The organism is Sinorhizobium sp. (assembly GCF_059070375.1).
The window spans coordinates 1,294,933-1,311,097 of the sequence record NZ_JCACWC010000002.1; the positions used below are offsets into that span (position 1 = coordinate 1,294,933).

16 protein-coding genes are annotated in these 16,165 nt (G+C 62.7%); 4 read left to right on the forward strand and 12 right to left on the reverse strand.

All coding sequences use genetic code 11. From position 1 onward, the window contains the following. Nucleotides 1-2 precede the first annotated feature (2 nt). From AC5J09_RS10615 to AC5J09_RS10640, 6 genes are all read right to left on the reverse strand, one after another. Nucleotides 3-767, reverse strand: coding sequence for a glutamine amidotransferase (locus AC5J09_RS10615; RefSeq protein ID WP_494297586.1), 765 nt, complete (start codon nucleotides 765-767; stop codon nucleotides 3-5). A 30-nt stretch (nucleotides 768-797) separates the two neighbouring features. Next, the gene (locus AC5J09_RS10620; protein WP_494297587.1) at nucleotides 798-1,889 is read right to left on the reverse strand and encodes a phosphotriesterase family protein; all 1,092 of its coding nucleotides are present in this window, start codon (nucleotides 1,887-1,889) and stop codon (nucleotides 798-800) included. Continuing rightward, nucleotides 1,889-2,857 (reverse strand): ABC transporter permease, encoded by a 969-nt coding sequence (locus AC5J09_RS10625; RefSeq protein ID WP_494297675.1) that lies wholly within the window; start codon nucleotides 2,855-2,857, stop codon nucleotides 1,889-1,891. Before AC5J09_RS10625 ends, AC5J09_RS10620 begins: the two co-directional genes overlap by 1 nt. A 41-nt stretch (nucleotides 2,858-2,898) precedes the next feature. Further along, nucleotides 2,899-3,696 carry an ATP-binding cassette domain-containing protein gene (locus tag AC5J09_RS10630; RefSeq protein WP_102763723.1) on the reverse strand — a complete coding sequence of 266 codons (798 nt, stop codon included), beginning with the start codon at nucleotides 3,694-3,696 and terminating at the stop codon, nucleotides 2,899-2,901. Nucleotides 3,697-3,766: 70 nt separating this feature from the next. After that, complete coding sequence (locus AC5J09_RS10635; protein ID WP_494297588.1) at nucleotides 3,767-4,708, reverse strand: ABC transporter substrate-binding protein; 942 nt, start codon at nucleotides 4,706-4,708, stop codon at nucleotides 3,767-3,769. Nucleotides 4,709-4,833: 125 nt separating this feature from the next. Further along, a complete protein-coding gene (locus tag AC5J09_RS10640) occupies nucleotides 4,834-5,448 on the reverse strand; it encodes a cupin domain-containing protein (RefSeq protein WP_411926822.1) in 615 nt (204 codons plus the stop codon). Between the two features lie 174 nt (nucleotides 5,449-5,622). Between AC5J09_RS10640 and AC5J09_RS10645 the strand changes: the two genes are divergently transcribed. After that, the gene (locus AC5J09_RS10645) at nucleotides 5,623-6,612 is read left to right on the forward strand and encodes a sugar-binding transcriptional regulator (protein ID WP_494297589.1); all 990 of its coding nucleotides are present in this window, start codon (nucleotides 5,623-5,625) and stop codon (nucleotides 6,610-6,612) included. Between the two features lie 41 nt (nucleotides 6,613-6,653). On the opposite strand, the gene AC5J09_RS10650 is transcribed toward AC5J09_RS10645, so the two are convergent. From AC5J09_RS10650 to AC5J09_RS10660, 3 genes are read right to left on the reverse strand one after another with little or no spacing between them, the layout of a single operon-like run. Next, nucleotides 6,654-7,697 carry a substrate-binding domain-containing protein gene (locus AC5J09_RS10650; RefSeq protein ID WP_494297590.1) on the reverse strand — a complete coding sequence of 348 codons (1,044 nt, stop codon included), beginning with the start codon at nucleotides 7,695-7,697 and terminating at the stop codon, nucleotides 6,654-6,656. Between the two features lie 46 nt (nucleotides 7,698-7,743). After that, the gene (locus AC5J09_RS10655) at nucleotides 7,744-8,790 is read right to left on the reverse strand and encodes an ABC transporter permease (protein WP_275599513.1); all 1,047 of its coding nucleotides are present in this window, start codon (nucleotides 8,788-8,790) and stop codon (nucleotides 7,744-7,746) included. Continuing rightward, nucleotides 8,780-10,303: a sugar ABC transporter ATP-binding protein gene (locus tag AC5J09_RS10660; RefSeq protein WP_338282084.1), complete on the reverse strand. Its 1,524-nt coding sequence runs from the start codon at nucleotides 10,301-10,303 to the stop codon at nucleotides 8,780-8,782. The genes AC5J09_RS10655 and AC5J09_RS10660 overlap by 11 nt, the downstream gene beginning before the upstream one ends. A 135-nt stretch (nucleotides 10,304-10,438) precedes the next feature. On the opposite strand from AC5J09_RS10660, the gene mtnK reads away from it, so the two are divergent. After that, nucleotides 10,439-11,710 (forward strand): S-methyl-5-thioribose kinase, encoded by a 1,272-nt coding sequence (mtnK, locus tag AC5J09_RS10665; RefSeq protein WP_494297591.1) that lies wholly within the window; start codon nucleotides 10,439-10,441, stop codon nucleotides 11,708-11,710. Next, the gene (gene mtnA, locus AC5J09_RS10670; RefSeq protein WP_494297592.1) at nucleotides 11,707-12,801 is read left to right on the forward strand and encodes an S-methyl-5-thioribose-1-phosphate isomerase; all 1,095 of its coding nucleotides are present in this window, start codon (nucleotides 11,707-11,709) and stop codon (nucleotides 12,799-12,801) included. Before mtnK ends, mtnA begins: the two co-directional genes overlap by 4 nt. Nucleotides 12,802-12,825: 24 nt before the next feature. On the opposite strand, the gene AC5J09_RS10675 is transcribed toward mtnA, so the two are convergent. Next, nucleotides 12,826-14,031 carry an MFS transporter gene (locus AC5J09_RS10675; protein WP_275599517.1) on the reverse strand — a complete coding sequence of 402 codons (1,206 nt, stop codon included), beginning with the start codon at nucleotides 14,029-14,031 and terminating at the stop codon, nucleotides 12,826-12,828. A 75-nt stretch (nucleotides 14,032-14,106) separates the two neighbouring features. Here AC5J09_RS10675 and AC5J09_RS10680 point away from each other — a divergent pair, with 75 nt between their 5' ends. Next, nucleotides 14,107-15,093, forward strand: coding sequence for an AraC family transcriptional regulator (locus tag AC5J09_RS10680; protein ID WP_494297593.1), 987 nt, complete (start codon nucleotides 14,107-14,109; stop codon nucleotides 15,091-15,093). Nucleotides 15,094-15,271: 178 nt separating this feature from the next. On the opposite strand, the gene AC5J09_RS10685 is transcribed toward AC5J09_RS10680, so the two are convergent. Both AC5J09_RS10685 and AC5J09_RS10690 read right to left on the reverse strand, forming a co-directional pair. Continuing rightward, nucleotides 15,272-15,580 (reverse strand): type II toxin-antitoxin system RelE/ParE family toxin, encoded by a 309-nt coding sequence (locus AC5J09_RS10685; protein WP_275599518.1) that lies wholly within the window; start codon nucleotides 15,578-15,580, stop codon nucleotides 15,272-15,274. After that, on the reverse strand, nucleotides 15,577-15,846 hold the full coding sequence (locus tag AC5J09_RS10690) for a CopG family ribbon-helix-helix protein (RefSeq protein ID WP_100671119.1): 270 nt from the start codon (nucleotides 15,844-15,846) through the stop codon (nucleotides 15,577-15,579). Before AC5J09_RS10690 ends, AC5J09_RS10685 begins: the two co-directional genes overlap by 4 nt. Nucleotides 15,847-16,165 lie beyond the last annotated feature (319 nt).

Consider the following 16,165-nt stretch of genomic DNA (forward strand, 5'->3'; position numbering starts at 1 on the left):
CGTCAGGCGGTTGCCCAGGCGAGCATCTGCTCAAACAGCGTCTTATAGCCGGGCCACGCGATGAACTCCGGCGGCAGCCAGTGCGGCCCTACGTCGGAGGTCCAGACCACTGTCCTGCCCTCTCCGTAGGTACCTGTGACGAGCAGAGGCAACGATCCGTATTCAGAGGAAACGGTCATCAACTGATTGGCGCCTTCCTTCAGCGTTACCTCGTTAAAACCGAGCAGATAGGGAAACTCGCCGGACAGGCCGGCAAGGATTGGGTGCGACGCGTCGCCAGATACCACGGGCGTGAAGCCTTCCGGCACTTCCACACGGTCATCGATCGGCAAACACGTTACAGGCAAAACCTCCTCGACGGCGGTATTGCGGAACCGCGCGCCGCCGTTGATCCCCTGGAACGAATAATAGCCGCCAAACATCAGCAGTGCGCCTCCCCTGGCGACATAGTCGCGCAGGAGCTTCAGCCGGTTCGGCGTCCGCCGGGAATGGATCCAGGTATCGGGATGAAGCAGGAGCGTGTTGGCGCCGATATCGGAGAGCACAACGGCGTCGTAGGCTTGAAGGCCGTCGAGCGTGCTCGGAAAGTCCCGCTGCGCCTCGTGCGCCGGCATGAAGGAGACATCGAAGTCGCTGCCCTTCAACGCTTTCAGCAATTCGTCGGCGCCCGTGTGATAGGTCACGGTCGGGAACTGGTCGAAGCCCTTGATATGGGTCGCGGTCGAGACCCAGGATTCGCCGGCGAGCAGGACTTTCTTCTTGGTCATGGGAACTCCTTGGACGATTGGCCGACGGGCTCAGCGCACGGCGGAAAAAACGGATTTCGGATTGTCTATGAGCATGCGGTCGAAAGCCGCTTGATCGACGCCGTGCCTCGTCAGCCGCGGCAGGAAGTGTTTCAGGATGTAGCCGTAACCGAAACCGCCATAGCGGGTGAGCATGATCTTGAGGAAGACGTCCTGCGACAGCAGGAGTTTGCCGACATGGCCCTTGTCGATCAGCGTGGCTATGGCGCGGGCATTTTCCTCGTCCGAAGGCGACTGGGCGTCCTGATCGGCGTAGTAGTAATCCATGCCGATCATGTCGTATTCCAAAAAGGCACCGCGCCGGGCGAGCGAGGTCTGGTAGTCGAGATCGCCATGACTCGGATTCATATGGCACAATACGGTGTGGGCTGGATCGGCCCCTTCTTCCTCCACCACGTCGAGAACGCGGAGCGCCAAGCGCTCCCAACCGGGGAGATGTATCGACAGCGGCAGGCCGGTAATCCTGGCTGCCCGCGCCGAAGCGCGCAACGACTTCTCCTCCTCGGCCGTGAAATGGCGGCTGACTCCGATCTCGCCGATGATCCCGGCCATGATCTCGGGCTGACTCTCGCCGCCACCGACATCCTCGACGATGAACTGGGTCACCTCCTCGACATCCATCTCCCTCAGCCATTCGGGATGGGTGTGCTCCAGATAGAATCCGGTGCCCATGATGATCCGCAGACCGGACATGCGGGCGATGCGTGCAAGCCCCGCCGCGTCGCGGCCGATGCCGAAATTCGTGGTCTCCACCACGGTGCAGCCGCCGAGCGTCTGGAACCGCTTGAGTTCGGATAGCGCCAAGTCCCCGTCGTCCAGCGAGACGTTGTCCCGGTTTATATAGGGATTCATCCGGAGTTCACCGATGATCCCGATGTCGACCTTCTGCTCGGCAATCGCCTTTTCGTCCGGATGGCACGGGCAGATCCAGCTCCGTGTTCCGTCGAGTAAGATGTGCTCATGCATCAGCGTCACGCCGAGATCCTCGACCGGAACGGGGCCGGTCACAGTCATGGCGGTGCCGGAAAAGACGCCGATCGGATGGCTCTTCTTCGGCTGGTCGGTAAAGAGTTCCTCCAGCATCAGCGTCCCTTCGCCTCGCCCCTGAACAGCCGGAAATTGAGCCAGATCGCCACGAGAATGATTAAGCCGGTCACAATCGGTGTGAAAAAGGGCGAGAGATGCGACAGGATGAGGCCATTCGCCAGGACCGCGACCGTAAGCGCGCCGAGGATCGTACCGACCAGAGAGCCGCGCCCGCCGAAGAGGCTGGTGCCGCCGAGCACGACCGCGGCGATGACGTCGAGTTCGAATCCCTGCCCTGCATTCGAGGAGCCGGAGCCGAGGCGGGCGGAAAGGATCACGCCTGCCGCCGCCGCTGACGTGCCGGAAAGCGTATAGACCCACAGGATGACCCGGCGCGTGTTGACGCCGGCCCGCCGCGTCGCTTCGGCATTGGCCCCCACCCCGGTCACGTAGCGCCCAAAATGGGTTTCGTTAAAGGCGACATAGGCGGCGGCGAGCACGGCGACCGCGATCAGTGCAGGCGCGGGAATTCCGAATACCCAGGCTCGACCGATCGCCACGAACGGGCTTGCTGGGTCGATTGGGATCGAATAGCCGCCGGTGATCAGCAGCGCGAAGCCGCGGATGACCGAAAGGCCGGCGAGCGTGACGATGAACGCAGGGATACGCTCATAGGCGATGAAATAGCCCTGGATCACGCCCACTATACCGCCAAGCATGAGCATGAGCAGAATGGCCAGCGGCCAGGGAACCCCGGCCTGGAGTGCAGCTGCCGAGAGCGTGGCGGTAAGCGCGAGAACCGAACCCACCGACAGGTCGATGCCGCCCGTGGTGATGACAAAGGTCATCGCCGCAGCGACGACGAGCAGCGGCGCGGACTGACGGACGACGTTGAGAAGATTCGGTGCAGTCAGAAAAGCGTCGGTCGTCGCCGAGAAGAAGACGCAGCAGGCGACGAAGAACAGCGCAATCGACATGACGCCGCCATTCGCCACAAGCTTGTCGAGGATCGTCGCCTCGCGCATGCGCGGCGGATGGCTGGCATAGGTGTTGCTTTCGGACGAGCTCATGCGGGAAGGCCTCGCTCCTGGGTGCGGCCAGCGGATCGGGCGGAGAACTTTCGCCCGACGATGAGGCTGACGACTTCCTCGATATCGGTTTCTTCGATGCGCCGTTCGGCGACGTTGCGGCCCTCGTACATCACCTGTATGCGGTCGCATACGAGAAAGAGATCCTGTAGCCGGTGCGTAATCAGGATCACGGACACACCGCGTTGCGAAACCGTGCGGATCAGTTCCAACACGGCTTCGACTTCGGCAACCGCAAGAGCGGCCGTCGGCTCGTCCATGATCAGCACGGAAGGGTCGAAAGACGCGGCGCGGCCGATCGCGATCGACTGACGCTGCCCGCCGGAGAGATTCTCCACTTTCATGCGCGTATCGGGAATGACGATACCCAAATTGGAGAGCATGTCGCGCGCGCGCTCATGCATGACCTTCTTGTCGAGCAGCGGCACGCCGGCCATCCGCCTCTTCGGCTCGCGGCCGAGAAAGAGATTGCCGGCGACGTCAACGGTGTCGCAAAGCGCGAGGTCCTGATAGACCATCTCGATGCGCGCGGCGCGGGCATCCGCCGGAGAGGTGAAGGATACGGGATTGCCGTCGATCTCGATCGTGCCCGTGTCTGGAATGACGGCGCCTGAAAGCACCTTACTCATGGTGGATTTGCCGGCACCGTTATCGCCGACCAGGCCCAGTACTTCTCCCGGCATAAGATTCAGTGACGCATTGTCGAGTGATTGCAGCGCGCCGTAGCGTTTCGATATGCCGGTCATTCTGACGCGGCTGACTTGCGTTTCGATCATGTTCCCTGGCCCTTGCGGTGAACCCGGCCGCCCGGTCCAGGTTGAAGACCGGGCAGCGGCGGCAGACGGCTTATTTGAACATGTCGCGATAATCGTCGACGTTCTCCTTGGTGACGATCGTGACCGGCACGTTGATGATCGGATCGATCTTCTCGCCTTTCTTCAGCTTGACGAGCGCCTCGACGGCTGCTTTGCCTTCCCCCGCCGGATCCTGTTGGATCACGGCCGTCACGAAGCCCTGATCGATACCATCGATCGCGGACTTGGTCAGGTCCCAGCCGAACACCTTGATGGAGTCGCCACGGCCCTGGCTGGCAACGGCGGAGACTGCGCCCAGCAGCGCCGGTTCGCCCGTGGCATAAAGCGCGGTCATATCCGGATTAGCGGTCATCAGGTTCTCGGCAGCCGAGAGCGCCACGTCCTGCACATTCTGGCCATCGACGGTGTTGAGGAATTCAATCTTCTGTCCGCTTTCCTCAACCGCAGCCTTGAAGCCGTCGAGACGCTGGTTCTGGATAAAAGAGTTCAGCGCGCCAATCACGCCGACCTTCGCTGTACCACCCATCTCGTTCTTGACGTAGTCTGCAAAGAATTTGCCAATTTCGCCACCCGCCTTGGTGTTGTCTACGCCTACGAAGGAGACGTTGTCGCCCTCCGGAATCTGCGCGTCGATGGCTATAACGGGAATGCCCGCGTTCTTGGCCGCGGTGATCGCCGGCTTCACCCCGTTGACGTCGATGGCGATCAAGATGATGCCATCCACCTTCTGGGTAATGTAGGTCTCGATGGCGTCATTTTGGGCAGAGGGGACATTGTTGGCGTTGAAGACGACGAGATCGACTCCGGCCGCCTTAGCCGCCTCGTTCGCACCCTCGTTTATCTGGTTGAAGAAGAGTGCCTGCTGGTTGATGGTGACGACGGCGAATGTATCGGCGAAGGCGCTGGAAGCGCTCGCCGATAGCGTCATGACGACGGCTGCGGCGCAGCCGAGCAAGTATCTGGTTCGACCCATTTTTGTTCCCCTTGATTGTAGCCTCGAACGGCGTTTACGAAGGCATTATTCAAGCCACTTGAATTCATGTCAAGTAGCTTGAATAAACCTCGCGAAAGCGGGCGAGAAAAGGTTTCCAGGAGATATCAGAAGGTCGGTGGGGTATTGACCCAGAAGATCGAGGCGCGTTCTTTCCCTACGTTCCGGTACCAATGAGAAAGCTCGGAATTAAACACGAAACTGTCGCCAGCCGACAACCGGTACGTCTGCTCACCGAGCATCAGCTCGATTTCCCCGACCAGAACATAGCCCACTTCCTCGCCGAGGTGCTGGATGGGGCCGGCGCTCTGCCCTCCAGCATCGATGTGATGAATGTTGCACTGGAGCAAGTGACCGGTCGAATAGGGGATGACACGTTCGAGCGATATGCCTTCGCCGCGCCGTAGCGGGTCGAGTGCAATCAACGGACGGGTGCCGGCGCGAAACACCACCCCCTCCTCGCCGTCGGTCTCTTCGAACATCCAGCCAATATTGGAATCGAGCGCCCTCACTAGGCGGTGCAGCATAGGGAGAGAGGGGGAAGCCTTGCCGTTCTCGATCTTGGAAAGCAGGCTCTCCGAACATTCGGCGGCCTGCGCCAGCCCCTTCAACGTGAGCCCTCGCGTCTGGCGGGCGAGCCTCAAGCGCGCACCTAGCCGCACTGGATTGGACTGGATTCTATCCCCCTGGCTGCTCTCTGGCGGCAACGGCGGCTTGACCATGTTCATGATGTGAGTATCGCTTTAATCGGGATTGCGATCATATGTCTTTGTGCCGGTGGGTGTCCAGAGAGCGCCGGCATCGCCAACGGAGCTGGACAGCTGGCAACCGGTGCGTCGCCGCGGCCGCATCCTATTCCGGGTCGAAGCCGCGACACTTGACATTTGTCACACGTGATGAATTATGTCAGCATCTCCGTCCGAAAGAGCTCCATGCCGATCCGCGCCAACGACCAGATCATCCACAAGGCCGCCTGGCTCTACTATACGCACGGCCTGCGCCAGGATGAAGTCGCCCAGCGGCTGGAAATCTCGCGTGCTTCCATCGCCATGTATCTGCGCAAGGCGCGCGAGATGGGCATCGTCACCATCACCACATCGACGGAGCTCTTCTCCGACGACGTCCTTGCCCGCGAGCTGGAGGACGCCGCGGGACTGACGAGCGTCTGGATCGTCCCCGAGGACCGGCAGGCCATGGACCCGGCCGTCGAGATGCCCGTGGTGGCGGCCTCGGTTTTCCTGGAGCTCATCAACAAGGGGGACCGGATAGGGGTCGCCTGGGGCCGCACCGTGTATCACATAGCGGACGTCATGCCGTTCGCCGATCTTCGGGGCGTGTCGGTCGTGCAGCTCTGCGGCAATCTCGGCGCTCCCTACTCCTACCGCCCGGATCAGTGCACGACGGAAATCGCCCGTCGTCTCAATGCCGAAGGCATCAATTTCTATGCGCCCCTCGTCCTCTCATCCGGGCGGCTTGCAGAGGAGTTGCGCCGCGAGCCCGTCATCCGGGAGCAACTTGCCACGATTTCGGACTGCAAGCTCGCACTCTACTCCGTCGGGGGGATCGAGGAGGACAGCCACCTCGTCAAATGCGGTGCCCTTTCGGCGAAAGACATGCATGCCATGGGCAAAAGGGGAGCAGCCGGCGTCATCGCCGGACAACTGATCGATCTCGACGGTCAGTGGATGGACTGCGCGCATAATCGACGCTGCATCTCGGCAGACCTCGACTCCATCCGCGCGATCCGGAAGCGCATGCTGGTGGTGCAGGAGGACAGCAAGTTCGAGCCGCTGGTGGCGGCTCTGAAGGGCGGGTTTGCTTCGCATCTGGTCGTCACCGCCTCGATGGCGCGACGGATCATGGACCGCTGGAGCCGCGATCGTTGAAATGCGCGCCGAGCGTCCATCGGGACGCGCGGCGCACGCAATCAGGGCTTCGGCATCCAGGCCGGCATGGCGACGTCGGCATGAGCGAATTGCGGCAGCTTCACGCCGAGTTCTTCCATGTTCTTGATGTCCTGATCGCTCAGGTCCTTCTGGGTGATCAGCGTCGGCGGCACGATCACCTGACGGCCGGGATCCTCGCCGGCAAGCAGCATGGCGAGCGAACGCACCGAGACCTGGCCGACGACGGCGGGATTCGTCGCGGCGGTCGCCACCCAGGCCGAGCCCGCCTCCCGCATGGCGGCGATGTCCGAGGTCGAGATGTCGGCCGAGTAGATCTTCACGCTGGAGGAGAGGCCCGCCTCGTCGACCGCGATCTTCACACCCTTGGCGAATTCGTCATAGGGGGCGAACATCACCGTGATGTCCGGGTTGGCTGAAATCACGGAACGGGCCTGGTTGGCGACGGAATTTGCGATCGGGTTGTCCATCGTGCCGAACTGGGCAGCTTCCTCGATGCCGGAATATTTCGTCTTGAATTCCTTCCAGGTCTCGTCGCGGCGGTCGAGCGGCGCGATCCCGGCGACGTAGACGTAACCCGCCTTGAAGCTCTCGCCGTTATCCTTGATCGCCTGTTCGAGGGCGAGGCGGGCGAGGTCGCGGTCGGACTGTTCGATCTGCGGGATCTTCTCGTTCTCGACATTCACGTCGAAGGCGACGACCTTGATGCCGGCATCGACCGCGCGCTGTGCAGCTTCCTTCATGGATTCGGTCAGGCCGTGCTGGATGATGATGCCATCCACTCCGAGCGCTATCGCCTGATCGACCATATCGGCCTGGAGCGCGGCGTCCTGACGGCTGTCGAAGATCTGAAGCTGCACCCCGAGCGCCTTGGCCTGCGCTTCGACGCCTGCGAGATAGGACTGAAAGAAATCGCCGGTCGAAAGGTAACGCACGAGCGCGATCTTCACGTCGCCGGGCTTGTCGAACGGCTTCGGCATGTCGGACGCAAGGGACGGCACTGCGAAGGCAGCCGCGCCGATAAGCGCGAGCGTCCATCTGCCCAGGGTTCTACGAGTTATGTCCATGTCAGTCTCCTCCACTGATGAACTTTGACGGTCCGCCGAGGTCTCCTCAGCGTTTGCCTCTTTTCGAGAGCGCAAAGGTAAAGATCAGGGCGACGACGAGTACCGCGCCCTTGATGAAATCCTGCGTGTAGTACGGCGCATTCATCATCGTCAGGCCCTGCAGGAGGATGCCGACGAAAAGCGCGCCGACGGCGGTACCGAAAGCATTCGGCTTGGCCGCTCCCAGCACGGCAAAACCGATCAGCGCGGCGGCGACGGCGTCGAGCAGCAGGTTGTTTCCGGAAGCGATATCGCCGCGGCCGAGGCGTGCTGCGAGCAGAATGCCGCCGATAGAGGCGAAGACGCCGGAAATGACGTAGGCCGAGATCTTGTAGGCATTGACCGGCGCCCCCGCGAGCGCGGCCGCGCGCTCGTTGGATCCGACCGCATACATTATGCGGCCGAAGCGGGTGTATTCGAGGAAGAACCAGATCGCCACGGCGAGCACCACGAGCACCACGACCGAGACCGGCACGAGGTTCGGCAGGACCAGATCGAAGCGGTGGCGCCCGAGCGCAAGGAAAGCCGGACTGAAAGTGCCGGTCGCGACCGAACCGTCGGGCAGCGTCATGCCCGCGGCAATCGAGCGGCCCTCGGTCGGGATGCGCTGAAGGCCGAGCAGCAGGAACATCATGCCGAGGGTAGCCAGAAGGTCCGGAACGCGCATGTAGACGATGATGAAGCCGTTGACCAGGCCGACGAGCGCGCCGACGGCAAGGCAGACGAGCGCCGCCGTAAGCGCGTCACCCCCCATCACCACCATGACATAGGACGAAGCCATCATCGCCGTGGTGGCGACCGAGCCTATGGACAGGTCGAACCCCCCGACGACAAGCGTCGCCGTCACGCCGAGGGCCAGAATGCCGGTGATCGACACCGATTGCAAAATGAAGACGGCGCTTTGAGGGGAGGCAAAACCTCCGGTTACGAGCGAGAAATAAAGAACCATGCCGGCGAGCAGCATGAGGAAGCCGTACTTGATCGCGGTTTCCCTGATGCTCCACGGGCCTGGAAGTACGGGGGCCGCGGCGGATTTGCTCTGTTCACTGCTCATAATGCATGACCTGCTGATGGGATTGACCGGCGATCTCCGACAGCAGGCGCTCGACATCGACTTCAGTGTTCCGATGTTCGCCGACGATGGTCTGCTCCGACATGACGAGGATGCGGTCGGCGACCTCGAACGCTTCGTCGAGTTCGGTCAGGAAGAGGATGGTGGAACGGCCCGCGGCCGAGATGCGCAGCTTGTTGCCGATGTCCCGGCGCGCGGCGATGTCGACGCCCTGGAACGGCTCGTCGAGGATGAGCAATCGGGAAGGCTCGCAAAGCCAGCGCCCGACCATCACCTTCTGCTGGTTTCCGCCCGAAAGTGTCTGCATCTCGTCGCGTTCGTTTCGGCAGATGACGCCGAGCGAGGTGATCTGCCCGCGCGCCTTCTCTCTTTCAGCCCTGCGGCTCGATATGCCGAAGCGGGAGAGCCTGCTCAGAAACGGCAGGCTGATGTTCTCGTAGATGTTGAATTCGGGCACGATGCCGCTTTCGGCGCGGTCCTTCGCAACGAGGAAAACGCCGCGCGCAATCGCCTGCCCGGTTGTCTTCGGCGCATAGCGCAAGCCGTCAAGGGTCATTTCGCCGGCCAGCGGGGAGCGCGCACCAAACAGCGTTTCGGCAAGCGCCGTCTTGCCGACCCCAACCAGGCCGGTGACCGCGACGATCTCGCCGTCGAGGAGATCGAAATCGAAAGGCCGCGCATGGTCGGAGAGCTTCAGGCCGCGCACCTTGAAGATCGGCCCGCCGGCCTTGTGCACCGCGATTTTGCCGGCCGAAACCTTGCGGCCCAGCATCGCGTCGACGGCGCCCTCATAGTCGAGGTCGGGCCCGTCGAAACGGCCCGTGATCCGGCCATCGCGAAGCGAGACGATGCGGTCGGCGAGACGGCGGATATCCGACATGCGGTGCGAGATATAGAGAATGGCGACGCCGCGTGCCTTCAGCCGGTCGACCAGATCGAAGAGGCGGTCCGCTTCGGCGCTCGAGAGGGAGGAGGTCGGCTCGTCGAGGATAAGCACCTTCGGCTCATGCGACATCGCCCGGGCAATCGCCACCATCTGCCGGTCGGCAAGCGTCAGGTCGTTGACGTTGGCGGCAAGATCGATGGAGAGCCCCATATGGGCGGCGACCGCGGCCGCCTCGCGCCGGACGCGCCGGGGATTGAAGAAGAACCGCGAGCCACGCCCGTTCAGCCGGTCGAACGTCAGATTGGTTGCGACATCGAGGTCGGCGACGACCCCGTCGTTGATGTTCTGGTGCACGGTGACGACGCCGGCGCGGATCGCCTCGGCGGGCGTCACCGGCTCGAAAGCTGCATCCGCAAGCGTTATCGCGCCGGCGTCGCGCGCATAGACGCCGGAGAGAATGCGCACGAGGGTGGATTTTCCGGCGCCGTTGGCGCCCATCAAAATCGTTACCGCGCCGGCCTTCAGATCGAGATCCACCCCCTGAAGGACCTGCACGGGTCCAAAGGATTTGCGCACGCCCTCGATGCGAAACACAGCCTGTCCGCTCATTGTCTCCTCCCGACGCTGCACGTTAGGATAGCCATTCATCAAATGTCAAGGTCATTGACATTTGCCAGAATGGCGCCTTAGCTGTGCCGTGGCGGCGGGTGGTGGAGGCCGCGCCATGCGCAGGAGGAGGACGATATGGACAAGCAAGTCTTCGAGGCGCTCAGCGCCGAAACATTGCCGCATCGGCTCGGCGGCAATTCCGCTCTCAGGGAGAAGATCGGCGAGGACGTCTCGCACTGGACCGTCAAGGAGGTCGGTGACGGCAATCTCAACCTCGTCTTCATCGTCACCGGCAGCAAAGGCACGGCGGTCGTGAAGCAGGCGTTGCCTTATGTGCGCCTTGTCGGCGAGAGCTGGCCACTGCCTCTGAAACGCTCCTTCTTCGAATACCACGCGCTGGTGCGTCAGGCCGCGCGTGCTCCCGGCATGGTGCCGGCGATCTTCTTCTTCGACGAGACGCAGGCGCTGATCGTCATGGAGTATCTGACGCCGCACGTCATCCTGCGCCGCGCGCTGATCGATGGACGCGAATTGCCCAATATAGGCTGCGATCTCGGGCTCTTTGCCGCTCGCACGCTTTTCCGCGGCTCGGACCTTTCCATGGCGACGCGCGACAAGAAAGCGGACCTGGCGCTATTTGCAGACAATGTCGAACTGTGCGACATCACCGAAAATCTCGTTTTTTCCGATCCCTATTTCGAAGCCGAACTCAACCGCCACACCGCGCCGCAGCTCGACCCGATCGTGACGGAGCTCCGTTCCGACCGTGACCTCAAGGTCGAGGCGCAGCGGCTGAAGCATCTCTTCTCCGCCAAGGCCGAAACGCTCTGCCACGGCGACCTGCATACCGGTTCGGTGATGGTCACGGACGCCGAGACCCGCGTCATAGACCCGGAATTCGCCTTCTACGGACCGATCAGCTTCGACGTCGGGATGCTTCTCGCCAATTTCTGGATGAGCTACTTCTCGCAGAGCGGCCAGGAGAGCACGACCGGCGCGCGCGACAGCATGCGCACCTATCTGCTCGAGACGATCGAAACGATCTGGGAAACGTTCCGCTCCGAATTTGCCCGACTCTGGCGGACCGAGCGCATGGGCATGCTTTACCAGGCGCGCGTTTTCGAGGACAGGAACGACGCGCTCGGCGCCGAGCAGGCGCTCAACATCGTCATCGAGGAAATCTGGCGCGAGATGCTGGGCTTTGCCGGAATTGAGATCCACCGCCGCATTCTCGGCCTCGCCCACAATGCCGATTTCGAAACGATTGCCGATCCCGACCGCCGCGCCGCCTGCGAAAGCAAGGCGTTGAAGCTTGGACGTCATCTCGCCGTCAACCGGCATCGCATCCACAGCCTCAGGGACATCCGCGCCACGGCGGAGCGGCTTCAGAAGGAGACACTCGCGTGAAAATCGGAGAACGTCATTACCACACGATCTGGCTCAACGAGGATGGCCGCTCCGTCGACATCATCGACCAGCGGTGGCTGCCGCACGACTTGCGTGTCGTGACGCTGAAGACTGTTGCCGACGTGGCCGTCGCCATTCGCGACATGTGGGTGCGCGGCGCGCCGCTGATCGGCGTCACCGCCGCCTACGGCGTTGCCATTGCCATGGCGGAGGACCCATCGGATGTGCATCTTGATGCCGTCCGGGACGAGCTTCACGAAACGCGACCGACCGCCATCAACCTGCGTTGGGCCCTCGACGCGATGCGGGATCATCTCCGCCCGCTGCCGGAAGCAGGACGCGCGGACGCCGCCTACGAGCGCGCCGCGGAAATCGCCGAAGAGGACGTCGAACTCAACCGCGCCATCGGTGCGAACGGCCTCAACGTCATCCGCGAAATCGCCGCAAAGAAGAGGCCGGGCGAGCCGGTTCGCATCCTCACCCATTGCAATGCCGGCTGGCTGGCAACCGTCGATTACGGCACCGCGACGGCGCCGATCTACATGGCGGTCGAGGAAGGCATACCGGTGCACGTCTATGTCGACGAGACGCGGCCGCGCAATCAGGGCGCCTATCTCACCGCCTGGGAGATGAGCAGCCATGGCGTGCCACACACGCTGATCGTCGACAATGCCGGCGGCCATCTCATGCAGCACGGCGACGTGGACATGGTGATCGTCGGCACCGACCGCACCACGGCCAATGGCGACGTCTGCAACAAGATCGGCACCTACCTCAAGGCCCTCGCCGCACGGGATAACGACGTGCCCTTCTATGTCGCTCTGCCGTCGCCCACGATCGACTGGACGGTCCATGACGGGGTCAAGGAAATTCCGATCGAGGAACGGCCCGGCGACGAGGTGAGCTTCGTGCAGGGACGCGCGTCCGACGGCTCCATCGCCAGCGTTCGCATCTCGCCGGAGGGCAGTCCCGCGGCAAATCCCGCCTTCGACGTGACGCCCGCGCGCCTGATCACTGGACTCATCACCGAGCGCGGCATCGCCGCGCCGTCGCCGGAAGGGCTTAAAGCGCTCTTCCCGGAACGGCGCTGATACGATGCCGCGACCGGACGGAAGTCAGACCTCTATGCTGCGCCGCGAGGCCATGACATAGAGCCCGCTCGCGAGCGTCGCGACGGCGCAATAGGTGATGGCACCGAGCGGGCCGAAGCTGTCCACGAAGAGCCCCCCGAGAACAGCTCCGCTGGCGATGCCGACCTGGAAGGTCGCAACGATGAGACCGCCGGTGCTTTCCGCATGGTCGGGTGCGGCTCGCACCATCCAGGTCTGGACGGCGACGGGCAGCGCCCCGAATGCGAAGCCCCATAGGGTCACCGCCACGGCCGACACGACATCGAGCGAACCGAAGGTCACGAGGGCGAACGCCATCGCCGCGATGAGCAGCGTTCCGAGGCTCACGGCCGCCGTGATGCTGCGTTCGATGATGAGCCCGCCGGCGAGATTGCCGAAGAAGCCGCCGATGCCGTAAGCCAGCAGGATCAGGGAGATCGCCTCGATGCCGAACTCCGGGACGTTTTCGAGGAACGGGCGCACATAGGTGAAGCCGGCGAAGTGGCCGGAGACGAAAAGCAGGACGGTGATGATCCCGATTCGGATGCTCGGCATGCGCATGAGGTCGAACAGAAGCTTCATGCTCGGCGCCGATTGCGGCGGCAGCCGCGGTATGGTCGCCATCTGTACGATCAGCGTTACGGCACCGACCGCCGCAGCCATCAGGAATGCAGCTCGCCAGCCCCAGAGATCGCCGATATAGGCGCCTAAAGGCGCCGCACAGACCGTCGCCACCGAGACGCCGGTGAAGACGATCGACATGGCACGAGGCACGAGCGACATCGGCACGAGTCGCAAGGCGATCGCCGCCATCATCGACCAGAAGCCGCCGAGCCCGATGCCGAGGACGACGCGTGCGGCAAGGAGCATGGCGAGATTGGTGGCGAAAGCCGCAAGCAGGCTGGAGGCGATCAGCGCCAGGGTGAAGCCCCAAAGCACGAGCCGGCGGTCGAACCGGCGCGTGGCGATGGCGATCGTCAGCCCGGCGACCGCGCCGACGACGGCGGTCGCCGTCACCGCCTGGCCGGCCGTGCCCGTGCTGATACCGAGATCGGCGGCCATCGGCGTGAGAATGCTGACGGGGAGGAATTCTGCGGTGACGAGGCCGAACACGCCGAGCGCGAGGGAGCCGACCCCGGCCCATGCCGGATCGATTCGCTCCTCGCTTTCCGGTATGAACGTGGCGTCCAAAGTGGTCGCTGTATCTGTCATAAGAGCGGTCTCCTTGAGAGGGTCCGGCTTAGATAAGGCGTGACGCCCTGGACATTCCATGCTAGAAATTCCGCAATGCTTGATCATTCGTCCAAAACATTCTCTTTCGCTTCGGAGGATTTTCTCAGCGAACTTCTGCGCGGCCTGCGCCTCGACGGCGTCGATTACGTCCGTTGCGAATTGACCGCGCCCTGGGGAATTTCATTTCCGGCGCAGGAGGCGGCACGCTTCCACTTCATCTGCGGAGACTGCTGGCTGCGGGTGGCCGACGGAGACTGGATCGAACTGAAGCGCGGCGATGCCGTGCTTCTGCCGCGTGGCGGCGCGCATGCGCTGGCGAGTGCGCCCGGCGAGAAGCTGTCGCCGCTCGAAGCCTATTCGGTCCAGGAGGTATGCCATTGCGTCTACGACGTCTGCGGGGGCGGGCGCGGCAAGACCACCATCCTTTTCTGCGGCAGTCTGCGGTTCAACATGGATGCCATGCATCCGTTGTTGCGCATGATGCCCGACGTGATGCGCATCGACGCCCTGACGGCAAGCGAGCCGGCGATCCCGCACATGCTCGACGCCATGGCGCGGGAAGTCGGCGCCAGTCGCGTCGGCTCCGGCGGCGTGCTGGCGCGGCTGGCCGACGTGCTCGCGGCGCTCATCATCCGTTCCTGGGTGGAGCACGGATGCGGCAATACCAATGGCTGGGTGGCGGCGGTCCGCCATCCCGGGCTGGGCCGCGTAATCGCGGCCATGCACCTCGATCCGGAAAAGAGCTGGACCGTGGATTCCCTCGCCAGGCTCATGGGCGCCTCGCGCTCCGGCTTCGCGCAGCAGTTCGCCGCCGTGGTCGGCGAGACGCCGGCCCGCTACCTCACGCAGGTGCGCATGCATCAGGCACGGCAATGGCTGACCCGCGACCGCATGCGCATCTCCGTCGTCGCGCGCCGCCTGGGCTATGACTCGGAAGCCTCGTTCAGCCGCGCCTTCAAGCGTGTGATCGGCCTGCCGCCGAGCCACTATCGCGGATCCGAACCGCCAGAAGCACCGACATTTACCATCGGCGAGGGCTGAACGAGAGGCAAAGTAGGCCTACGGCACGTTTCCTTAATCGTAATCGATTGAAGGGCAAAGACATGCAGCAGATCAAAGTGCTGCAGGACTTTTGCGTGTCTGACACGCGGCGCTGTAGAGCATTTGACCCAACGCACTTCCGGCCGGAGAACCGTTACACACTTTTCCTGGACGTGCTTTAAGGCGGCCACTCCTCGGCTGTCCATTCCCGCGCGGTGTGGATGACGCGCAGGATCATGACGCTTTCGCGGTCGCCGTGGCTCATCAGTGCATATGCGATTACATAGGGCAAGCGGTTGATGGACTTCTCGTACGTGCCGATCACCCGCCCCGGCCTCCCGGTCGCCATCTCGCCGAGTGCTGCGGCCGTATCGCGAACCCGGCCCGCCACTCTTGCCGCTGCATCCGGGTCTTCCCGTGCAATAAAGAAAACCTGATCCTTGAGGTCATCCAGAGCTGCACGCGACCACTGAACAGGCCGCCTCAAACTTTATCGCCCTTGCCGGTCTCGGCCTTCCGGATCAAGCCGAAAATTTCAACCATGGCCTCTTCATGCGGAACGAGGCGGCCAGCTTCGGCATCAGCCATGCCGCGCTTGATCCCGTCGATGATTTCAAGCTCCCGGTCCACATAGGCAGCCAGGGCTTCGCCCGCGAGGAAGGAGCGGCTGCGCGAAGTGGCGCTAGCGATCCGATCGAGCTTTTTCTTTAACTCGGGGCTGACCCGAATGGTCATGGTGGTGCTGACGGGCATGACATTATCCTGTATTCGGTTGTGTACACGCTAACACAAGGTAGCGAAACCGTCCAATCTACCTTCCTAAGACGTGTGAACACGGCCGCCGTGGACGCAGCCATCAGACGCGGAAAACGAGTGGTCTACACGACCCGACCACATCGCAGAGTTGCAAAAATGCAGCACGCGACATGTTTGTCGGTTCTGCCGTAATGAGGACTCCATCTCAAGCGGATCATTTGTTATCGCTTTGGTGAAGAGCGTTGGCATGCAGAGGTCCACTTTGCCTAAGTAAAAACCGGTCTCAATCCATTTCTCACCCGTACTGCCGCCGGCC

Coding starts and splice junctions, on each gene's coding strand:
- AC5J09_RS10615 (WP_494297586.1), bottom strand. CDS start 767: ATGACCAAGAAGAAAGTCCTGCTCGCCGGCGAATCCTGGGTCTCGACC.
- AC5J09_RS10620 (WP_494297587.1), bottom strand. CDS start 1,889: ATGCTGGAGGAACTCTTTACCGACCAGCCGAAGAAGAGCCATCCGATC.
- AC5J09_RS10625 (WP_494297675.1), bottom strand. CDS start 2,857: ATGCGCGAGGCGACGATCCTCGACAAGCTTGTGGCGAATGGCGGCGTC.
- AC5J09_RS10630 (WP_102763723.1), bottom strand. CDS start 3,696: ATGATCGAAACGCAAGTCAGCCGCGTCAGAATGACCGGCATATCGAAA.
- AC5J09_RS10635 (WP_494297588.1), bottom strand. CDS start 4,708: ATGGGTCGAACCAGATACTTGCTCGGCTGCGCCGCAGCCGTCGTCATG.
- AC5J09_RS10640 (WP_411926822.1), bottom strand. CDS start 5,448: ATGGTCAAGCCGCCGTTGCCGCCAGAGAGCAGCCAGGGGGATAGAATC.
- AC5J09_RS10645 (WP_494297589.1), top strand. CDS start 5,623: ATGAATTATGTCAGCATCTCCGTCCGAAAGAGCTCCATGCCGATCCGC.
- AC5J09_RS10650 (WP_494297590.1), bottom strand. CDS start 7,697: ATGGACATAACTCGTAGAACCCTGGGCAGATGGACGCTCGCGCTTATC.
- AC5J09_RS10655 (WP_275599513.1), bottom strand. CDS start 8,790: ATGAGCAGTGAACAGAGCAAATCCGCCGCGGCCCCCGTACTTCCAGGC.
- AC5J09_RS10660 (WP_338282084.1), bottom strand. CDS start 10,303: ATGAGCGGACAGGCTGTGTTTCGCATCGAGGGCGTGCGCAAATCCTTT.
- mtnK (WP_494297591.1), top strand. CDS start 10,439: ATGGACAAGCAAGTCTTCGAGGCGCTCAGCGCCGAAACATTGCCGCAT.
- AC5J09_RS10675 (WP_275599517.1), bottom strand. CDS start 14,031: ATGACAGATACAGCGACCACTTTGGACGCCACGTTCATACCGGAAAGC.
- AC5J09_RS10680 (WP_494297593.1), top strand. CDS start 14,107: ATGCTTGATCATTCGTCCAAAACATTCTCTTTCGCTTCGGAGGATTTT.
- AC5J09_RS10690 (WP_100671119.1), bottom strand. CDS start 15,846: ATGCCCGTCAGCACCACCATGACCATTCGGGTCAGCCCCGAGTTAAAG.